This is a genomic window from Paenibacillus hodogayensis (assembly GCF_039536325.1).
GTDB lineage: Bacteria > Bacillota > Bacilli > Paenibacillales > NBRC-103111 > Paenibacillus_AB > Paenibacillus_AB hodogayensis.
This window is the reverse complement of sequence record NZ_BAAAYO010000021.1, coordinates 114,308-133,572: the sequence shown is the minus strand read 5'-3', so window position 1 is coordinate 133,572 and position 19,265 is coordinate 114,308. Positions and strand designations below refer to the sequence as shown.

The window sequence follows — 19,265 nt, the reverse complement described above, 5'->3', positions numbered from 1 at the left end:
CCAGTAAAATTCGTTATTCGCTTCTCCACCGATAGCTCGATTTCCGGTAAGCTCACGGTTTTACGGATGAGGACTTAATAATGAACCTCTCGAAAACCGTTGTGGCATTCGCCGTCGATCTGACGCCGACTTTACCGGTAGTAAACGCATCGCTGTCCGTATACTGAAGGATAGGTTTCGGGTTGTTTTCGAGATAAACCCGAATCGTGCTTCCTTCCGCTTGAATCTTGACGTGGATCCTTTGATCTTTTGGAAAGCTGAAATTGGCTCGTTCAAGCACTATAGCGTTATAGTTTAATTTCTTCAGAGCAACCGAGCCGGATGCAAATGAGATATAATATCCCATTAAGGCATCGGACACTTGGTCTTTATGCGTCGATTCGTTGGAAGCGCGGATTACAATACCGGCATCGTCCTGCGAGGAGGCTTTGGATACGATCAGATCCGCCTCGACGGTATAATCGCTCCAGGACGTTTCTCCTGTGAATGCCATACTGTTAACGCCGGGGGCGGAGGTTAAGCCTTGATTCGATATGGACCACTTGCCGATATAAGTCCAATCGCTATACAACCCGTCTGCGCGATCCCCGGTCTTGGTCAGTTCGACAGAACGATTCAGCCCCTCCATGCCCAACTTATAAATGTTAAAATCCAATAATTGGATTTCGCCGCTCTTCACCTTAAACTTCAAGGTGTGCAAGTCAGCCTGAAGAGGAACGCTTCCGATTCCTTTCACTTTCACCCAGCCGTTACGCGGATCATCTTCAGTTGCAGGTACCGCAATCGTGGTGATCCGCTTATCATCCGCATACACTTCCAATTCCGCGGCTTTCTTCTGACCTCTGACTCTTAAATCGATCCCGTATGTCGCCTCTTCTTTGACGTTGATGTTGTATTGGAGCCAATCTCCTTTGTGATTCAGATGAACCAGGTAGCTGTTGCCATCCGTTTGATCGATCCTGATGCCATCTTCAGGACGGAAAGGATTTTCAGCTTCCGGTTTCTCTTTAGCGGAGTAGCCGCGCCCGTTGCCTTTCAAATAATGGACCGCCTCGATGCTTCCCGGAACAGGCTTATAGGCATCGAAATCGCTTGAACCGTTTACCTCATCGCTGAATGCGGTATAGTCCGGCATTAAATCGCAATCTTCGTAAACATATCCGATACGGCCTGCCGCCAAGTCGCTCATTTCGGCATCCAATTTGTGCATGCCGTCAAAATAAACGGTCACCTTCTGACGATCCTTTTCAATCCGAATGGTATGCAGCTTGGTCAAGTCCATATCTTCAGGCAACGATGCGAAGGCAATGGAACGACTTTCGTTATGGCTTACGCTTGCAAGCTCCAGCTTCTTTTCGAGCACATGGACGGAGACCACGCCATAATGGGAGTTATTCTCATAAGAAAAGAATACGCCCGCAAGCGGTTTCCCACCCTCATTGGGCTTGGATTCCCAAGCCGCCTTAAAGTTGAACTCTGCCGTATAGCTTTCCTGCGTTTCCGTTTTGCTGACGATCCTAGTCGATTTTCCTTGTGCCAGCTTGTCAAAATGCCGTTCAACCCCGTCCCGTTGGATCCACGTATAAAAGGATGCCCGGTTCGGCGCAACTTGCGGGGAGTTTGTTGGCCCGAGAACGTCCATTTTATCCCCGTTAAACACGAGCTTGTCGATATTAAAATATCGGTCATGACCGATTCCCGGCGATACGGGATTTTTGTTGTTGTGGTACACGATGTAATACGAGTCCAGATCGGGACCCAATACGGTGGAGCTATGCCCTAAGCCGTGAAACCCGTTATCCGTGTTGATGATCATCGGATTATTGTAAGGCGTGACGAATTTGCCGAGCGGTCCATCCTTCGATACGGAATAATTGATCCGGTATCCTGCGCTCATCAGATGATTACCGGTTTGCGTCATGAAATAAGTACCGTTTCTTTTGAGCAGGAAAGGCCCTTCTGTCCAATGATTCATGCTTGTTCCCGGCAAAATGCGTTCGGTTCCGAACGTTAGCGGGGTAGGCATTTCCCGCCCGCGAATGCCGTTCTGACCCGCATAATAAAAGTACCATTTGCCGTCATCATCGATAAAAATGGAACCGTCGATACTCATGCCAACGTTAGCTGTCTCCACGGTGAAGGGACCTGTGGGACGATCGCTTTTCAAAACATAATGTCCGTTTCCTCCCGGTGAGGTAACCATATAAAAATAACCGTTCCAATAAGTAACCTCAGGGGCGTAGGCCATCTTCAAACGATCGTCCTGCGCTACGATACCTTCATAGTTCCAATGAATCAAATCCTCCGAGCTCCACGCCCGGATGTCGGATAAATTGAAATGCGTACTCGGATATAAATAATAAATACCGTTATGTTTCATGACGAATGGATCGCCACCTGGATAATTTTTTCCATTGAGAGCGTCGTTCTCGTACCCTGCTTTTTTCTCCACGGTCAAACTCATCCAGTTTTTATAGATTTCCCGGTCTTGCCATTTCTGTGTCATACCGGTTCCCTCCATATTGATGGCCCCCCTATCGTTCGTCTCTCGAAACAACACCGCATAAACAATAACGATAAGGACTGAAATCGATAAACCAATCCATACAAAGCGAGCTTTATTCACTCGAATAGCCCCTTGCCACATCAGCATGATCCCGGAAGCAGGATCACTCGTGCCGATCCGCTTATTGTTGTTTCAACTCGGCGATTTTTTTGTCTGCTTCTTCTTTGGCTTTCCGCAATGCTGTATTGATATCCGATTTGCCTTCGAATACATCATTAAACGCTGCGTTAATCGCAGTCGAAACCGCACCATTATATTTGGATTGGAAAATCATGTTGGAAGCCTGACCTTTAAATATACCTTTCAGGTTTTTGCCTTTGACAAAATCAAGATCTTGCGCGAACTGATCGACGATGCTCTGATTCGCGAGTACGGTTTCTTTCCCCTGCCGGGCAGCCTTCGCCTGAACTTCGTCCGACACGGTCACCTTCAACACTTCCATGACATCATCGAGATGTTTGGTTGTTTTGCTGACGACAAATTGATGGTAATCGACCTGATAATATTTATTAGGCGCTTCTGCAAAATAGGGTACTTGCACAACATCCCAATTCAGGTCCTTCGCATCTTTTAAGTATCCAAGCATGCCGCCGGTCCAATACGGCGCCATAGCAAGTGTCTGGTCCCTTACGAACAGTTGTACATTGCTCGCATTCAACTTGACCGGGCGATTATCGACAATATCGTAAAGCGCTTTCCCCTTCGCGAAAACCGCATTCCATTTGTCCGAAATAAGCGCGGTTAATGATTTCGAATCGACAAGTTCGAGGGACAGTGAAGAGGCAAAGGTCGAAATTCCGCCGTGGGTAGCAACCAAGCCGCGATACTGCACGCCGTTTTCCTGCCGGGCCAGCTTTTTGCTCAGCTCAATCGCCTGATCCCAGTTCATGCCGTCTGTCGGGTAAGCGCTACCAAATCGATCAAAAAGACTTTTGTTGTACCACATCGCGAACGATTGGCTCATATACGGAAGGGAATAAATTTCTCCTTTCGTACCGAAGCTTTTGATCGCATTCATAACAACCGGATTAAATCGGGCGGTATCAATTTGATGCTTCTTCAACTGTTCTGTCAGATCAAGCGCAATATCGCTATCGAGCATGTCCTGAATATACGGAGTGGTATAAATGAAGTCGGGAATATCTCCGGCGGCTATCATTTCCTTTAGCCCGTAGGTCGTTTGAAATTCGACCATATCAAAAGAGATATGCGGATGCAGCTTCTTTACTGGCCCAGCGATAAGTTCCTGAAAAATCTCCTTTGTCATCCCTGGGTTCGCGAAAAGTACTTTCAGCGTGACCGGAGCTTTTGGCTTATTGTCTTTTGCCGGGTCTGCTGCAGACGGCTGGCCTCCACCGCTTGAACAACCTGCCGCGAGCGACAGCAACAAAGGATAAACCAACAGATGCTTCCTAGATCGTTTCTTGACCGGGAACTGTTTCATATTCATGACCCTCCCTTAAATATTGGTTAGTCTGTTTCATGACAAATTATACAATATACCATTATATATTAATATACTTAATTTAGTATAAATGATTAATTTGGTATAAATACTAATTTGGATGATGATTGTGTTCCTTGATCAGGTTAACCGGCACGACTTCTCTTCTCGGTTCATAGACGCCCTCCATTTGTTCCAGTAGAAGATGAATCGTTTGTCTGCACATCTCCTTTTCATTTTGTTGGATCCAGGAAACGTGTTCCAGATCGGGGAAATCGAACGTGACCAGTTTAATGTGATCCGGAATGGTCCGCCCCAGCCGGTTTAGCGCCTTGTACGCAAGCTGCGCAAGCACGCTATTGACGGTAAACACGGCGGTAATTTCGGGATTTTGTTGTAAAAATTCAAAAATTTGTTCGTAGGTTCCTTCTGAATAGAACGTTCGGAGAGGAATGACGCACCATAAATTTTTATGAATCGGGATGCCCCTCTGCTGGAACGCTTTCTCAAATCCTTGCGCTCTTTCATCCGTCGCGCTGTTCGTATTTTCCAATGTCATATAGGCGATTGCTTGATGTCCTTCTTCCAATAGTTCATCTACAGCGGTACAGGCGCCGTTAACATTATCCGAACTTACGCTGTACGTGCGAATTTCTTTCAAATACCGATCCAGCAGCACCAGCGGCTTCTTCTCCAGCGATAACCGCAAAATCGACTCGTTATAGTTTTCCTGTTCCACGGGGAAGATGATCATGCCTTGAACCCCTTTGCCCAAGAAAGCCTCAATCGCTTTCGTCTCTTCTTCCGCGGACTCCCTCGTAATTCTTAACATGAGGTCGTAGCCTGCCTCGTTTGAATAGTATTCGATCCAATTCGCAAACTGCAGCTCCACTCTGTTGCTCAGCAACGGCATGATGAGTCCTATGGTTCCTCTTCCCTGCGTTTGCCCGGCGCTGTAGCCCGGGAGCAATTTCTGCTGATATGCTCCGCCCTTTATGAAAGTACCCTTTCCTTTGACGCGCACGACAAAGCCTTCCTCCATAAGACCGATCAAGGCGTTCTTGCTCGTAATCTGGCTTACCTTGTATTGATCGGCCAGTTCCTTCTCGGAAGGGATGCGGTCGCCGTCGCGAAGTTTCCCTTCCGCATACATTTTCTTGATATCATTTTGTATTTGTTTGTATAATGGCATGCTAGGCACGGAATACACATCCTTAGTTTATATACTATTGACGATATTGTTATATTATTTATAATAAATTAAGTATAACTTATCTGTGGCAGTATGAAAAGTGATAGGATAGTCTAAACAACGTAGACGGGAGGCTTTTCGGTTGATTATTCATACCAATGCTGGCAGGGTACGAGGCGTACGGGAAGGCAACCTTTATATTTTTCGCGGAATTCCATATGCCGAGGCGCCAATCGCAGAACGCCGATTTTTGCCGCCGCTTCCCAAACTGCCTTGGGATGGAATATATGAGGCTAACCGGTTCGGTTCCAAGTCGTACCAGCCCGTCAAGGATCCAAACGTGATTCTCAAAGAACAATCCGAGGATTGCTTAAGTCTCAACATCTGGACGTCTGGCGTAGAGCAAGCGAACCGTCCCGTACTGGTCAACATCCATGGAGGCGGATTCGTGAATGGAGCCGGCGCTGATTTTGCCGGCATAACATTTGCCAAGCGGGATAACATCGTATGCGTGTCCCTTAACTACAGACTGGGGGCGCTCGGCTTTCTGTATTTGGGCGATTTGTTGGGCGATGCTTATCAGACCTCCGGAAACAACGGGATACTGGATATCATCGCTGCGCTGACGTGGGTCAAAGAAAATATAGCATACTTTGGAGGCGACCCCAACCGCATCACCGTTTCGGGCGCGTCGGCCGGAGCCAAATGCGCAAGCACACTCTTGACCGTACCTGCTGCGCAACGATTATTTCACCAGATCATAGCCCGAAGCGGCGCAACGCAAGCAATCCGTGATACACAAACCGCGACCCGGATTTCTCTCAGACTTCTGGATAAGCTGGGCATTCCGCATAAGGAAGCGCACCGGTTGCTGACCCTTCCTGCACAAGCGATTATGGAAGCTCAAGATAACAGCCTCCATACTTTTGGTCCTGTACGCGACGGGATCACGATTCCGAAGGAACCTGTTTCCGAGGTTCTCGGCAAGCTTAACAGCAAGATTCCGTTGCTTATAGGGACGAATAAAGATGAAGCCGTGTCATTCATCTCGGACTCGCCAGGACTGGAAGCGCGGAACGAAGAGAAGCTGCAATCCTTATTCGGAAACAACAACGGACTCGTCTTGGATGCATATCGCAAAGCCGCTCTCCAGAAGCCTGCCGAAGAAGCATGGAAAGACACGCTGACGGACTGCTTCTATCGTATTGCGACAGTTCGTCTTGCGGAGATGGCGGCGCAGCAGGGGCAAGCTGTCTGGCTTTACCGTTTCGAGTATGCGGGTACACATGGGGCGGTTCACGGGGCGGAAAGTCCATATGTCAACGATGATCACACAACGGCAGGAATGGGGCTTGCAGGTCGGATGCATGCGGCATGGGCTGCTTTTATTCGTTCAGGCAAGCCTGAAGCAGAGGGGCTGCCCGAATGGCTTAAGTTCAACTTGTCCGAACGTTCGATGATGATTCTGGATGAGGAGTGTAGGCTGGAACAAGAAGCCGACTTGAGCGAGAACCATTTCCCCATGCAGGTCATACAGCTCTAAACTCAAAGCCAAGCGGTTTAGGAAAAAAGCAATCCCTCGCGCTAATACAGCACGAGGGATTTGTTGCCTAAACGCGAAGTCATAAGTATTTTTTTAAATTTTCAAACACTACATTATAGCCTTTCTCGACCATATGCAAGCCATCTTTAGAATACTCTTGCTTTAAATTCCCTTCCGCATCCATTAATCCTTGATTCACATCAATAAATTCAACCTTATGTTTTTTGGCCAATTGCTCAATCGCCTGATTAGCATCCTGAATCGCTTGATTGGTTCTTGTCTTGAACAGCTGTTCTTTCTGGGTTTGATCGATCCCTGGAAAATCGGCCTTGGCATTAACCGGATAATACGCCATAACAAACACCTTGCTTTGTGGCAATCTTTCTTTTATTCGCGTTAAAATTAAATCATAATTGGCAAGCAAGTCTTCTTGTCTATATGTGGATGAAGCGATATCATTGGTTCCGATATTAATAAAAATTTTTGCCGGTTCCAGCTCAAACACGCATTCTTCCATGGTTGCTAATAAATCTGCTGTCACATAATTGCTGATCCCACGATTATATACGCGGTAGTCTTTATCGTATTTCAGCATCAATTTCACAATCGGGAACTGCTCCATCAACGAAGAGCCGACAAATACCGTTTCCCCTTTTTCTGCACGCCTGTTCATTTCTTTATATTGTTGTACTTTCTCATTTTTCTTCTTTTGAACCGGGGAGATGGAATCATCGTTAGCATTAGACGCTGCCGGTGTTGCCTGCTCCGGTTTTGTCGTCACCGGTATCGCCGCCCCCTGTTTCGTCGGTTCCGGATTGCCGGCAGATTGCTGCTTATCTTCCTGTGAAGTCATTCCGCAAGCTGTAATCCCGAATACGATCAGTGTCGCCAGAAAAGGTACCCCTATTTTATTCCGCAAGTATTAACACTCCCCTCTGTCGCTTGGACGCTATTCCGAATGTCCGCCTAAATAGTGTGAGAGTACAAGCTTTTCACAGCTTCCAATCTCGAAACGTTTACAGAAACCGCTCTTGCAGAAGGGAAAGCAGCTTCTGCAATAGATGTCAGCACACGGCCCGGCAGCATTTCCACGAATAAACGAACCCCTCGCTCGTAGAGCATGACCATAGCCTCGTACCACATGACAGGTCTGGACAAGCTGGCGTGAAGATCGGTGCGAATGAGGACTGCGGCTCGAATAGCACGGGCGTTTACATTAGCTGCAAACAACACCGTGGCATCCGTCATCGCAACCCGATCCAGCGCTTCCTTCAGCTTTGCTTCGATCGGCGCCATAAGCTCGCAGTGGGAAGGCACCCGTACAGGGAGGCGCACCGCCTTGCAGGCCCCCGCTTTTCGAGCCCCGTCCAGCACCATCTCCAGGGCGGCTTCGTGCCCGGCCACCGTAAATTGCCGCAAAGCATTTTTGTTGGCGATATAGACCGGTCGGGTGACGGCGTGTACCTTCCGGACGATCGCGGACAACCGCTCTTCGTCTAGTCCCACCACAACCCCCATGCCATATCCGTGTGGAAAAGCTTGCTCCATCCATTCGGCGCGCCGTTTCACAAGCAGCAGCGCATCGGCAAACTTCAACGTTTTCGCGACAACGGCGGCGGCAAAAGCCCCAACGGAATGGCCCGCAACCAATTTGGGCGTCATGCCTTCGTGTTCCAGCGCTGTAGCGGTGGCCACGCCGGCAATGAATGTTGCCAGTTGGACCGCAATCGTCGAGGACAATGCTTCAGCCGTTTCCAGCGAGTGTATATCCTGTTGCAGTACATCGCTTGCTTCAGCCAATACGTCCTGAGCGGCGCGATGGGCCGGCAAGGCGGAAAGCATCCCCGGCGACTGCGAGCCTTGACCCGGAAACAGAAATGCAACGCTCACGTTTTCCCACCATCCTTATTCCGACGACCAAGGATTGCGCACAAAAACAGGGCCGGCGCTTGTACGAAGCAGTACAGGAGCGAACGTCTCCCGCTCGACATATTCCGCAAGCGCCACCGCCCCGAACGGGGTCTCGATCAACGCATCGACGCGGATCGACTGCTGCTTATGCAACTGATGCAGCCTGGCCGCCAGCAAGGGATCAAGCGGGAGCGCGACTCTGATGATCAAATCCAGGTCGCTTGTCGGGCTTATCGTCTGCACCCCGCTCGCCAGTTCAAAGCCGATGCTCCCTGCAGGTCCCCATGTCAACGAATAATGTTCATAGATCCCGGATAATTCATTCATGGCCCGGAACAAGCGGATTTGCTCTGAACGAACTGCCTGCTTCCAGTCGATACGCTCTGCCAGTTGCTCCGGCGATACGCATTCGGCGATGTGCTCGGCAGAAACCCACGCGGCAAAACGCTCGCCGCGGGTAAATCCGCGCACGCCAACCGGAATCAGCGGACCTGAACGCGCAGCACGGCGCACAACAACCCATGGCGCCCGTTCAACCGAAGCCCGCAGCCATTCCGGCGCTGCTTCCGCCAGGACAAGTTGATCGGGCTCCTTCAGCCGGAGCAAATCGTGAACGTTTACTTCCATTGCCGCCGCATCCGTTCTCGAACGGCGATGGAGGCGCTTCGGCTTGAAGCGGCTTCTTCAGACGCCAGCCGATGGCCCAGGTCGGCAGCAGAGCCCCGAGCTGATTCCACAGCTTCAAACAGCCTGTCTCTCACGCACGCGATGTCCGCTGCAGAAGGGACATCGGGGTTGACCCCTTCGATCAACTCGTGCAAGGCGCCCAACTTCGCATACGAACGAATGTCGTGTGCAGCGGCGGCCATGTGTCGCGCATTATGCTCCAGCTCCTCTATGCTGCTCTTGGTTACCCTCGCGGCGGAAGCTTTCGACATGACTTGTACAGCGACATCCGGATCATCGAACGCCAGCATGCGGTTCGCTTGCAGCCCGTGGGCAAGAAAAGCGCCGGAGATTGCATTCCCGACCAGCAACGCGACGACCGGATGTCCCGCGAGCCGGGCTGTTGCGTAGGCGTCCACAGCTGCCGCGCATGACTGGAAAATGCCAAGCATCTCCTCCTGATATCCATAAGCTTGACTGGGCACATCGACGATAGCGACAATCGCCCGCCTGCTCCCGTCTCGGTCTGCTTCAACCGCTTCGTTCACATAACGCGCCAGTGTCCAGCCTTCGTTCAAACCCACTTCTCCCCGGGTCGCGCGCGGGAATCGGTTATCCGGATCGGGAACGACTGCCAAATAACGAATGATCTGCCCTTCGTAATGAACATCTGCGCATAATACAGAAGGGAATTCGCCAGTTTGGCGCAGCGCTTCCCCCTTGAGCGCATCAAACCAAATGCGTCCCCGGCTTGTCACGGCAGATTTCGCCGGCTCCTGCCCATCTTCCAGTTTCACAGGCGCTGCGCCATTCAGGAACTCGCTATCGATATCGCGGGACCATAAACGGCGCAGCTCCTGCGCGTTTATCCGCTCATGCGGGTCGATCGCGCCGAGCCGGGCCAGAAACCGAGCCACTTGCGAGCTTCTGTGCTTGGCGGGCACCCCCTGGCGAAGCGATGCTATGACGGCGTGCCGGATACGCTCCGCCTCGTCCTCTTCAAGCACATCCGCAAGTCCCGTCTCTACGCGCTGTTCCCCGCCCGTAATGGACCACACCATAGGGCGATTGCGCGAATCGAATTCCAGAATGCCGGCTTCCTGCTCGATCACTTCCGGTCCGTTCAGACCAAGACGCGCCTGGCGAGTCATAATGATTGTGCTGCACAGCCCAGCCGTAATCGACATGCCGCCAAAGCAGCCGATCATCCCTGCAATGACGCATACGACCGGAACATATTGACGTAAAGCGACAATGGCTGCTTGTATTTCGGCGATGGCAAGCAACCCGTAGTTGCCCTCCTGCAGCCTGACGCCGCCCGTTTCGAGCACAAGCACAGCTTGAGTCGCAATACCTTCGCGGTTATCGCTGAGCGCCTGCTCCAACGCACCGGCAATTTTGGCGCCGGATACTTCCCCGATTCCTCCGCCCTGGAATTTCCCTTCTATGGCGATAACGACTGCCGACAGCCCGTCGATCGCGCCGCGCGCAATAACTGCGCCATCATCGCTTTGGGGTACGATACCAAGACGCGCAAGATGCGGGGACTCCATTCGTTCGAAGGGATCCAGCAGTTCGCGAAATGTACCCGAATCCAAAATCGCCGAAGCTCGCTCTCTGGCACTTCCTTCGATAAAACTGCCGCGACTGCCGATCATGTCTGCGCCACCTCCACAGCTTGCGCCAGGCGCAAGGAAACGACACCCGGCGTTGCTCCAAAATCGTTAATATGAACCGCAACGGCATAATCGTGCGTAGCGAAGAAACGATCGAATAAAGCTTGCCAGCGTTTGGAAAACCCTTCGGCACTCGTGCGGATGGAAACTCGGGCACACTCGTCCGGAGAAGGCTCCAGCAATATTTCCAGGTCGCCGGAGCCCGCAACGCCGACATGCGACCGTTTCGCAATTTTTCCGCTAGCCGCATATTCGAAATATAACGATTCCATGAAACACCCCTCCTGTCATCCTTTACCGGACTGTCTCGTGCTAAGGCGGCTTCCACCCTTTATCCGGTCCAAAAACAATACGGCAGCCAGCAGATCGGCGCTCCCACCTGGCGAAGCATGCTGAGCCAGAAGGTCCCGATCCAGCTGCTCCAACGCTTGCCAGCCTTCCTTTACCGAAGTTCCGCCTAACGACACAACGTTGCGTGCGCCCTGCCTCGCGGTATGCAAGGCATACCTACCGCCGCGATATAGCAGGCATGTATCTTCTAAATGGGACATCATATGCATCAGCGAATCCAATCGCGCGCACGTCTCGGACAAGCCGCGGCTGCGTGCGTCAAGCAGCGCGGGAAGCCCCAGCCTGAGCACATGAGGAAACCCTTGGCACGCCTCTCCTCGCGCGCCGGCTGCGCCGAATTGCCGCTGCACCTGCTGTCCGTGCGTGTTCGACGCCGGAGCGAACCGATCGGGATAACAGGCAATTGCACCGGCAATGCGGGCGATGTCTGCAGGACAGCGAACTCGTTCAGCATGGCTGAACATCGGGGAATCAGGCGGAGTCTCCACTCCACCTGATTGAAAGCCCGCTTGTAGAGGCGGGGGGTTGAACCCGATTAAAAAATCGGGATCGCCACACTCGGCAATAGCCGCAGCAGCAGTCAGCAATCCGAGCGCCCAGATCGCTCCGCGATGCGTGTTCACGCCGCCGGTTGCCTCCAGCATGATCCGCTCTCCGTCACGGCCTATGGCCGCAAGACGCTCCCGAAGCTGCATCGAGGGCTTGCTTCCATAAGCAGCCTCCGCCATCTTCGCAAAAGTCGGCTGCAACGCGAAGGCAGAACGCCGCATCAGCTCAACATTCAAATCGTCATGCGCCCCGTTTGATTGCAAATCAACCAATCCCGGCTTCGGAGTTAGCTCTGCCTCGTCGATTAAAGCGCTTGAAGCATAAGCGGACAGCTGTTCCATACATGCCTGGGCATTCATCAATTTGAGCATCAGCCTCACCAGCTTCTGAACTTTGCGGGCGGTTTGTATAACCCCCCCGACCATTCGATTAAATCTTCAATGCTTGCAGCTGCCAAGAGCGATCGCTTTGCAGCCGAACGGCGAACACCCAAATCCTCGGGGAAAGCAACTAACCCCTCTTTTCTCAATCTGTCATTGATGGAAAGGTCGTGCCCGCAGCCAAGCGGCGTCACGCCGGCAATCGCAGCAAGAGCAGCTCTCTTCTCCTCCGGATTGCGCGCTTTATACAAGTAAGCGACCCCTTCTTCTGTCACAACGTGGGTGACATCATCCCCGTAAATCATCACAGGCGCAGTAGCCAAACCTGCCTCCTTGCCAACCTTGACGGCATCCAACGTGTCCACGAAAGTTGGCTTGTCGCGCCCTTGGAACGTTTCCACCATTTGGACGACCAGCTTCTTGCCTTGAACAAGCGGATCGTTACCGACTTTCATGTTCAACCACGCCGGCGTTGCATGGCGTCTTCCCCGCGGATCGTGCCCCATATTGGGAGCCCCTCCGAAGCCTGCAAGACGGCCTGCTGTTACTGTAGAGGAATTTGCCTCCGCATCCATTTGCAGCGTCGATCCGATAAACATATCTACTCCATACTGGCCGGCCATTTGGCACAACGTACGATTAGACCGCAGGCTGCCGTCTTTTCCGGTGAAAAACACATCAGGCCTGGCAGCCGTATAAAGCTCCATGCCGACCTCGCCGCCGAAGGAATGGACGCTCTCCACCCAGCCGGATTCTATAGCCGGAATTAAAGTCGGATGCGGATTTAAAGCCCAATGCTTGGCAATTTTCCCTTTCAGCCCAAGCTGTTCTCCGTAAGTCGGCAGCAGCAGTTCCACCGCAGCCGTATTAAAACCGATTCCGTGATTGAGAGATTGGACTTGATGGCGTTCATATACGCCCCGAATCGCAATCATGCCCATCAAAATCTGGATATCGGTTATATGTCTCGGATCGCGTGTAAACAACGGCTCCAGTTGGTACGGCTCAGCCGTTTCAACGATCACGTCGATCCAGGAGGCCGGAATGTCAATGCGCGGGAGCTCCTCCACAATCTCATTGACCTGAACGATGACAATACCGTCATGAAATGCAGCGGCTTCAACAAGCGTTGGCGTTTCCTCCGTATTGGCGCCGGTATACAAGTTCCCCTCCCGATCGGCCTGATCCGCCGCAACAAGCGCGACCCGGGGAATTAAATCGATAACCATGCGCGCGTACAACTCCAGGTACGTATGAATGGAGCCGATCTCCACCTTGCCATCCTCGACCATTTGAGCCATGCGCAAGCTTTGCGGACCGGCAAAGGAGAAATCCAGCCTGCGAGCGATCCCTTTCTCGAAAATGTCAAGATGCTCGGGTCTGGAAATACTTGAAATGAGCATATGCAGCCCATGCACTTTCTCCGGATCTAGACTGGAAAGCGCTTCCGACAAAAAAGAGGCGTGCTTCTGATTATTTCCTTCCAGTACGACGCGATCGCCTGGCATAAGCAGCAACTCCAGCACCTTCACGATCGATTGGTCGTCCACCAGCTTCCCCTTCATATAGCACTGAGCCGCCTGCATCCTTCGGCTTTTCTCGTCGCGTCGGGATGTCCAGGAACGTTTCATTCGTAATGACGTTTGCATAGATTGTATCCTCCCGGGCGATAGGTGATAAAACGAGTGTATCATGTCACTTTAAAATATAATAATATATAAATAGTCATGTTATTTATATACTCAAATATATCAATGGAGGCTATTATGGAGCTGCTGCAATTAAAATATTTCATTACCGTAGCTCGTCATGAACATATGACGCGAGCCGCGGAACAACTGCGCATTTCTCAGCCTGCCTTAAGCCGCACAATCGCCACGCTAGAGCAAAGCGTCGGTGTACAACTTTTCGAGCGAACAAGCAAATATATTAAACTCAACGCGCATGGAAGGTCGTTTCTGAAAAATGTGGAGCAAGCCTTGACTATTCTTGATAACGCTGAGCGGGAATTACGCGATTTGGAAGGAGAACCGGCGGAGCCGATCTCGTTGACGTTTACAGTCGCCTCCTATGTGATTCCTGCGCTATTGTCCGCTTTTCGGAAGAAGCATCCGCGTATCACCTTTCGGCTGCAGCAAAATGTTCCCAGCTTCGGGCAACCGGATTTTGATCTGCTTATTACTTCGTTGCCTTATCAATCTTCTTCAGAAACGGCAACCGTGCCGCTGCTGACCGAGGACATTTTTTTGGCAATCCCGTGCGACCATCCGCTCGCGAAGCGAACGAGCATCCGATTGGAGGAGGCGGCTGGCGAAGAGTTTATTTCATTGCGAAGGGGATCCAACTTGCGGGAGTTGACGGAGCATTTGTGCAGGCTGGCAGGCTTTGCTCCGAACATTGTGTTCGAGAGCGACAATCCGTCCATCGTCCGTGGGCTTATAGGAGAGGGTCAGGGCGTCGCTTTATTCCCTGCCGTTACATGGGGCGGCTCGATCGGCAGCTCGTCCGTACTGCTGCCCATTGAAGAGCCAGTGTGCAAGCGGACTATTGGCATGGTTTGGAATACCAACCGGTATGTGTCACGATCCACCGAGCTGTTTAAGGAGTTCGCAGTCCGGTATTTTAATGAGTTCGTGTCTTAGTGTGTGGTGGCCGCCATCTCGTAGAATACCTCTTCAATAAGTTGAAACATTATCGTAGACTGGCATCGTTATGATAAACTAACCTGCACATTTGCGGCCCTTTTGTCGCTGGCCTCTATTTTGCTTTGGCTCAAGATAAACTGCCCAATGCTCGTACACTGCAAAAAATCAAACACGATATTGGAACTACCCTGATCATTGGAACTACCCTGATCGTTACTTCAACAAATGAAGGAGGAGCTGCCTCATGGCAAGCTCCTCCGCAATCGTACCCGTTAACACAATGATCAATGCTACTCTGAGGTCAGCAACTTTCTGTCACTTCTGCCCGGACCTTGTGCCGTCAAACGGGAAAGAGCCCACACCTTTGATATTGACTGTGCCCGAGACGAAATCGCTGTCGATTGTCCCGTCCCATGTGATGGTAGCAGGGAACGGTTTCGTCATGACGGTTGTGAACGTCACGCGGTTTCCGCGTACCGCCCCCTCCGAGACAGGAACGGTGATACCCGCCGCCTCATTGGTGATCGAGCCGGACAGCGCCCCCACTTCTGACACAGCCTCGAGTCGGAGCTCCTGCGTCGCGGCGGGATGGTAAAATTTCAGCTGCCACGTCCCGTCTACAGTAGACTCTGTCTGTGCTTCTGCCACTGAGGAGCCGGTTGTCCTGACCGGAACCGCAGGGGCCTCGTAGGCCATGCCTTGTCCCAGCCCCGGGCGGCCAGGCTCGATCTGTACTCCCAGCGAATTCAAGAATCCGGCGTTCATCTGGTAAAACCCGATCAGCATCACCAGCTCTATGATTTCACCCTCGGTATACGCCGCCGTCAGTGCCTTCCATGTCTCCTCCGAGGCACAGTTGTCCGTACAGAGATCGTCGACCAGGCCCAGCACCGCTGCTTCGGCGGCGGACCAGGAGCCCGCCCCGTCCGCGAGGGCGGCAATCTCGTCGGCAGTCACGCCCGTGCTGAGGGCTCCGGGAACGTGGTTGCCCCACTCGTACGCGCACGATGTCCGGAGCCCGACGCGTAAAATCAGCAGTTCTCGCGTCCGCATGGACACTCGCCCCCCGCTAATGAAGTGCATTCCGAACTCAAGCCAGGCGGACATCAAATCTCCGCGGTGCGCCAGCGTCAAAAGCACGTTCGACGCGCCGATGCCGGCCACCGCGCGCAGTTCCTCCGGCAGCTCGGATACTGCCATCTGCGGTATGCGGGCCTCTGTCGGTCGCTCAATCTTATCCTTTATTGGATTTTTTATTATTTTTCCTCCTTTTTATAGAAGCACTGCTTTAAGAAAGCCAAATACTTTTGCCATTCCCCGAGCACATCCATGCTGATTTCGTCCGAGGAGTTCAGCCGATCCGCCTGCTGCTGTGCAAAACCCGTCATGGTCCAATTAATAACGCTGATTGCCGTTTCAATATCGATATCGTCACTGAATTTCGCCAGATCCGTATCCTTGTAAAAGCGTTTGAATGCGATCTCAAAGTTAGCCTTGCTCATTTTGTCGATTTCGGATTTTACCTCAGAGGCGTTCTCATGACTAGCCGCCTTCAGAAAATCAAACGCCTGCGGGTACTTTTTATAAAACTTTAACTTAATGAGGCCTACATCCCAAATTCTTTTCAGGATATCGGTTTCAGTCCAATCCACCTCGTCGTAGATTTTACTCACGGCCTCACTGATGTAATCAAGCAAAAACAGATACAGTTCCTTTTTATTGTTAAAGTAGACGAATAAGGAGCCCTTTGCTATATTTGCTTCTTTGATGATCTCATTTGTGGATGCCCTGTCGTAACCGCTTCGCGCAAACTCTTTCATCGCCTCGTTAATAATGCGTTCCTGTTTCTTTTGTTCCAAGGAATAAAACTTTGTATAAATGAAGTCCACTCCTTTCCTGATCAGTATGGATTACGCTATGACCACTTTGGTCATTTCCAATATACTTCGAATGACCAAAGTGGTCAAGTGTTTTTATCCACTTATAGGTGTTATTTGTTTAACTATATTAATGATTAACCTTGTTAACTATGGCTTGAACGACTTAAATGCATCATCGTATTCTCCTTTAAGCCTTCAGGTGCTTTACATCCTGTCTAGGCGGGAAGCCAAAAATTCGTGAATACTCGCTGCTAAATTGTAAGGAACTTTCATACCCTACTCGAAATGCCATATGGGCAGAACTACCCATGAATTAAAAAATTAGTGGCGGTCTATTGGATGTTCAGAGGGCTCAAGCTGAATAAAATTCAAATGTTTCATTCGGTTTATGACAGATAGTACTTCATTCATTCTTGGCAATTCAAGCCATCTTTCGAAACCAGGAAAAAAGGAAGAAAATACAATATCCACTCCTTCTCTCTCCATATCTTCGAGAGCATTTTTGATCTTTTCATGAAGACAGATGAGGCGATCCTGATTGCTTATAGCGATTTTTCGAATTAAAAAGGCAATAGCTGCAAGCTGGGCGTGTGATGTGATATTGTAAAGCCCTCTGATATCAATTTGTTCATCGCCTATCATCATGTATCCCATGGTTGAAACCAGCAGCTTTTCTCTGCCACTGCCCTGCGGATAGCTCGAAAAGTGATCGGTGGTTATTTTTCTTTCAATCTCCCAATTTGTAAAGGGGATGCGTTCGCGTGGTTTGTCGTGTTCACATAATTTTTTTGCTTCCTGGGTTACGTTTTTTGGCACAAAATTGTCCATCAGGATGATTTGATCGGCAACGGATAGAAATTCACCGCTACCTCCAATAACAAGAACGGAAGATACGTGGGCAGCCTCATAAAGCTCCCTGACACGTTCCGTAAAAGGTGTAATGGGTTCATGCTTGATTAATGAACGCATTTTGCTGTCTTGAATCATAAAATTCGTCGCACTTCTGTCTTCATCAATAAGAAGAAGCTTACACCCGACATTAATGGCCTCCATAATATTTGCGGCTTGAGATGTGGAGCCTGAGGCGTAGTCAGTCGAAAACTGTTCAGCCGATCTATTGGGTATCCATTTTATGAAAGGCGTAATATTGATATTTCTTATGGAACGGCCTTCCTCTGCAGATACTTCCATTGCACTTTGATCAGTAATCACAAATTCTCGTCCGTCGCCTATGATGTGATTGTAAATCCCCGAATTTAGTGCATCCAGCAATGTGCTTTTACCCGAATAACCACCGCCGGTGATGACCGTCACACCCTGTTGTATTCCCATTCCCCGCAAACCACAAATTTCAACTTCAACATCTTCCGGGGATGTAAAAGGCAAGGCATCTTCCAGCGGCCCGCTGTTGTCTTTATTTCTTGGCAACATGCTGCCATTCGCAATAAACGCACAATAATCGTTGGATTTCAGCCATTCGCGAATCCTATTTTGTTTTTTTACCAATTCATAGGCAGCATTTAATTTGATGAGATCAAACTTGGCAATAAACTTCTCCACTTCTTTTGGAAGCATTTTGCAGAGCATGCGCATAGCTTTATCATTATTCTTGAATGGAAGTTGAACTGTAATCATTAAGCATAGATACCATTTTTCCGAGACGATTTCGACAAAGGATGCATTACGTTGCAATACCACATTGGTGGGACGAAAACAATAAAAAGCACCATTTTCTTTATCAGAACGTGACCGGTTATCAATCCATTCATTTAATGCCTCGATATGATCAACCCATTCTCTTAATGCAAAATCGGAGAGAACAACTTGATCCCTATTTTCATCTAAGCCGAGACGATCAAAAGGTATTTTTATGGTAATACATGGTTTATCCAGTGTGAGTTTATGTGTCCGTTCAATGCAATAAGCAACATCATTATTCCAATAGGTTGGATCAGGTTCATAAATCATACTGTAAGATGACTGTCCGGATTGTAAGGAGCGAAAATATTGAGCGAGTCTTTTAATAAAGCATCATCCTTTCATATTGGGGAAGCGGTGAATAACGGGAAACGATGCCAAAGTTGAAATGATATCTCAAGAAGGGGGCCCCTTATCCTTTGGAACAAGGTAACGACGAAACGGATCGACCCCTAATTTCAAGGTTTGAGCCTGCTCAAACATAAACCGGCACTGTTTGAACTTTTCCGAGAAGAATGAATTCCATCCTAAGTAACTCAAATTCAAAACATATTCCCCCAACCGATTAAATCCTAATCAACTCAAAATAAAACCACTATGCCTTGACCAACCCTTTTGTCCAAAAAAAATAACAGCCACTCCGTAAGTGGCTGTCATAGACCAGCAAGGAAGCTTAAACGTTCCTTCTGCCTAAATATAAAAGCCCTGAGAGTGAATCCTACCCTCAGAGCCTAGTGTATTCGTAAAAAACAACTAAAAAACAA

15 protein-coding genes and 1 pseudogene are annotated in these 19,265 nt (G+C 50.1%); 2 read left to right on the top strand and 14 right to left on the bottom strand.

The annotated features are described in order from the left end of the window. Positions 1 to 52 precede the first annotated feature (52 nt). The 3 genes from ABD796_RS33730 to ABD796_RS33720 all read right to left on the bottom strand — a co-directional run bounded on the left by ABD796_RS33730 (position 53) and on the right by ABD796_RS33720 (position 5,202). Positions 53 to 2,506 carry a family 43 glycosylhydrolase gene (locus ABD796_RS33730; protein ID WP_344916837.1) on the bottom strand — a complete coding sequence of 818 codons (2,454 nt, stop codon included), beginning with the start codon at positions 2,504 to 2,506 and terminating at the stop codon, positions 53 to 55. A 181-nt stretch (positions 2,507 to 2,687) separates the two neighbouring features. Next, positions 2,688 to 4,010 carry an ABC transporter substrate-binding protein gene (locus ABD796_RS33725; protein ID WP_344916835.1) on the bottom strand — a complete coding sequence of 441 codons (1,323 nt, stop codon included), beginning with the start codon at positions 4,008 to 4,010 and terminating at the stop codon, positions 2,688 to 2,690. Positions 4,011 to 4,122: 112 nt separating this feature from the next. Further along, the gene (locus ABD796_RS33720) at positions 4,123 to 5,202 is read right to left on the bottom strand and encodes a GntR family transcriptional regulator (RefSeq protein ID WP_344917538.1); all 1,080 of its coding nucleotides are present in this window, start codon (positions 5,200 to 5,202) and stop codon (positions 4,123 to 4,125) included. Positions 5,203 to 5,344: 142 nt separating this feature from the next. Here ABD796_RS33720 and ABD796_RS33715 point away from each other — a divergent pair, with 142 nt between their 5' ends. Beyond that, the gene (locus tag ABD796_RS33715; RefSeq protein ID WP_344916833.1) at positions 5,345 to 6,745 is read left to right on the top strand and encodes a carboxylesterase/lipase family protein; all 1,401 of its coding nucleotides are present in this window, start codon (positions 5,345 to 5,347) and stop codon (positions 6,743 to 6,745) included. Between the two features lie 79 nt (positions 6,746 to 6,824). On the opposite strand, the gene ABD796_RS33710 is transcribed toward ABD796_RS33715, so the two are convergent. Genes ABD796_RS33710 through mdcA form a run of 7 tightly spaced genes read right to left on the bottom strand, consistent with a single transcriptional unit; the run spans position 6,825 to position 13,927 of the window. Continuing rightward, positions 6,825 to 7,664, bottom strand: coding sequence for a GDSL-type esterase/lipase family protein (locus ABD796_RS33710; protein ID WP_344916831.1), 840 nt, complete (start codon positions 7,662 to 7,664; stop codon positions 6,825 to 6,827). A 47-nt stretch (positions 7,665 to 7,711) separates the two neighbouring features. Then, positions 7,712 to 8,635 (bottom strand): ACP S-malonyltransferase, encoded by a 924-nt coding sequence (locus ABD796_RS33705; RefSeq protein ID WP_344916829.1) that lies wholly within the window; start codon positions 8,633 to 8,635, stop codon positions 7,712 to 7,714. A 15-nt stretch (positions 8,636 to 8,650) separates the two neighbouring features. Next, positions 8,651 to 9,283, bottom strand: coding sequence for a malonate decarboxylase holo-ACP synthase (locus ABD796_RS33700; protein ID WP_344916827.1), 633 nt, complete (start codon positions 9,281 to 9,283; stop codon positions 8,651 to 8,653). Then, on the bottom strand, positions 9,274 to 10,980 hold the full coding sequence (locus ABD796_RS33695; protein WP_344916826.1) for a biotin-independent malonate decarboxylase subunit beta: 1,707 nt from the start codon (positions 10,978 to 10,980) through the stop codon (positions 9,274 to 9,276). The genes ABD796_RS33700 and ABD796_RS33695 overlap by 10 nt, the downstream gene beginning before the upstream one ends. Next, entirely contained in the window at positions 10,977 to 11,270 is a 294-nt protein-coding gene (locus ABD796_RS33690; protein ID WP_344916823.1) for a malonate decarboxylase subunit delta, read from the bottom strand. The genes ABD796_RS33695 and ABD796_RS33690 overlap by 4 nt, the downstream gene beginning before the upstream one ends. A 15-nt stretch (positions 11,271 to 11,285) precedes the next feature. Continuing rightward, the gene (locus ABD796_RS33685) at positions 11,286 to 12,269 is read right to left on the bottom strand and encodes a triphosphoribosyl-dephospho-CoA synthase (RefSeq protein WP_344916821.1); all 984 of its coding nucleotides are present in this window, start codon (positions 12,267 to 12,269) and stop codon (positions 11,286 to 11,288) included. A gap of 5 nt (positions 12,270 to 12,274) precedes the next feature. After that, positions 12,275 to 13,927, bottom strand: coding sequence for a malonate decarboxylase subunit alpha (gene mdcA / locus ABD796_RS33680; RefSeq protein ID WP_344916819.1), 1,653 nt, complete (start codon positions 13,925 to 13,927; stop codon positions 12,275 to 12,277). Between the two features lie 117 nt (positions 13,928 to 14,044). On the opposite strand from mdcA, the gene ABD796_RS33675 reads away from it, so the two are divergent. Beyond that, entirely contained in the window at positions 14,045 to 14,920 is an 876-nt protein-coding gene (locus ABD796_RS33675; RefSeq protein WP_344916817.1) for a LysR family transcriptional regulator, read from the top strand. Between the two features lie 318 nt (positions 14,921 to 15,238). Here ABD796_RS33675 and ABD796_RS33670 read toward each other — a convergent pair whose 3' ends face one another. From ABD796_RS33670 to ABD796_RS33655, 4 genes and pseudogenes are all read right to left on the bottom strand, one after another. Beyond that, complete coding sequence (locus tag ABD796_RS33670; protein WP_344916815.1) at positions 15,239 to 16,123, bottom strand: carboxymuconolactone decarboxylase family protein; 885 nt, start codon at positions 16,121 to 16,123, stop codon at positions 15,239 to 15,241. 56 nt (positions 16,124 to 16,179) lie between these two features. Beyond that, complete coding sequence (locus ABD796_RS33665; RefSeq protein ID WP_344916813.1) at positions 16,180 to 16,782, bottom strand: TetR/AcrR family transcriptional regulator; 603 nt, start codon at positions 16,780 to 16,782, stop codon at positions 16,180 to 16,182. Between the two features lie 208 nt (positions 16,783 to 16,990). Further along, positions 16,991 to 17,104, bottom strand: a pseudogene (locus ABD796_RS33660) (AraC family transcriptional regulator); the annotation flags it as partial. Positions 17,105 to 17,124: 20 nt separating this feature from the next. Further along, positions 17,125 to 18,771, bottom strand: coding sequence for a P-loop domain-containing protein (locus tag ABD796_RS33655; RefSeq protein WP_344916811.1), 1,647 nt, complete (start codon positions 18,769 to 18,771; stop codon positions 17,125 to 17,127). Between the last annotated feature and the right edge of the window lie 494 nt (positions 18,772 to 19,265).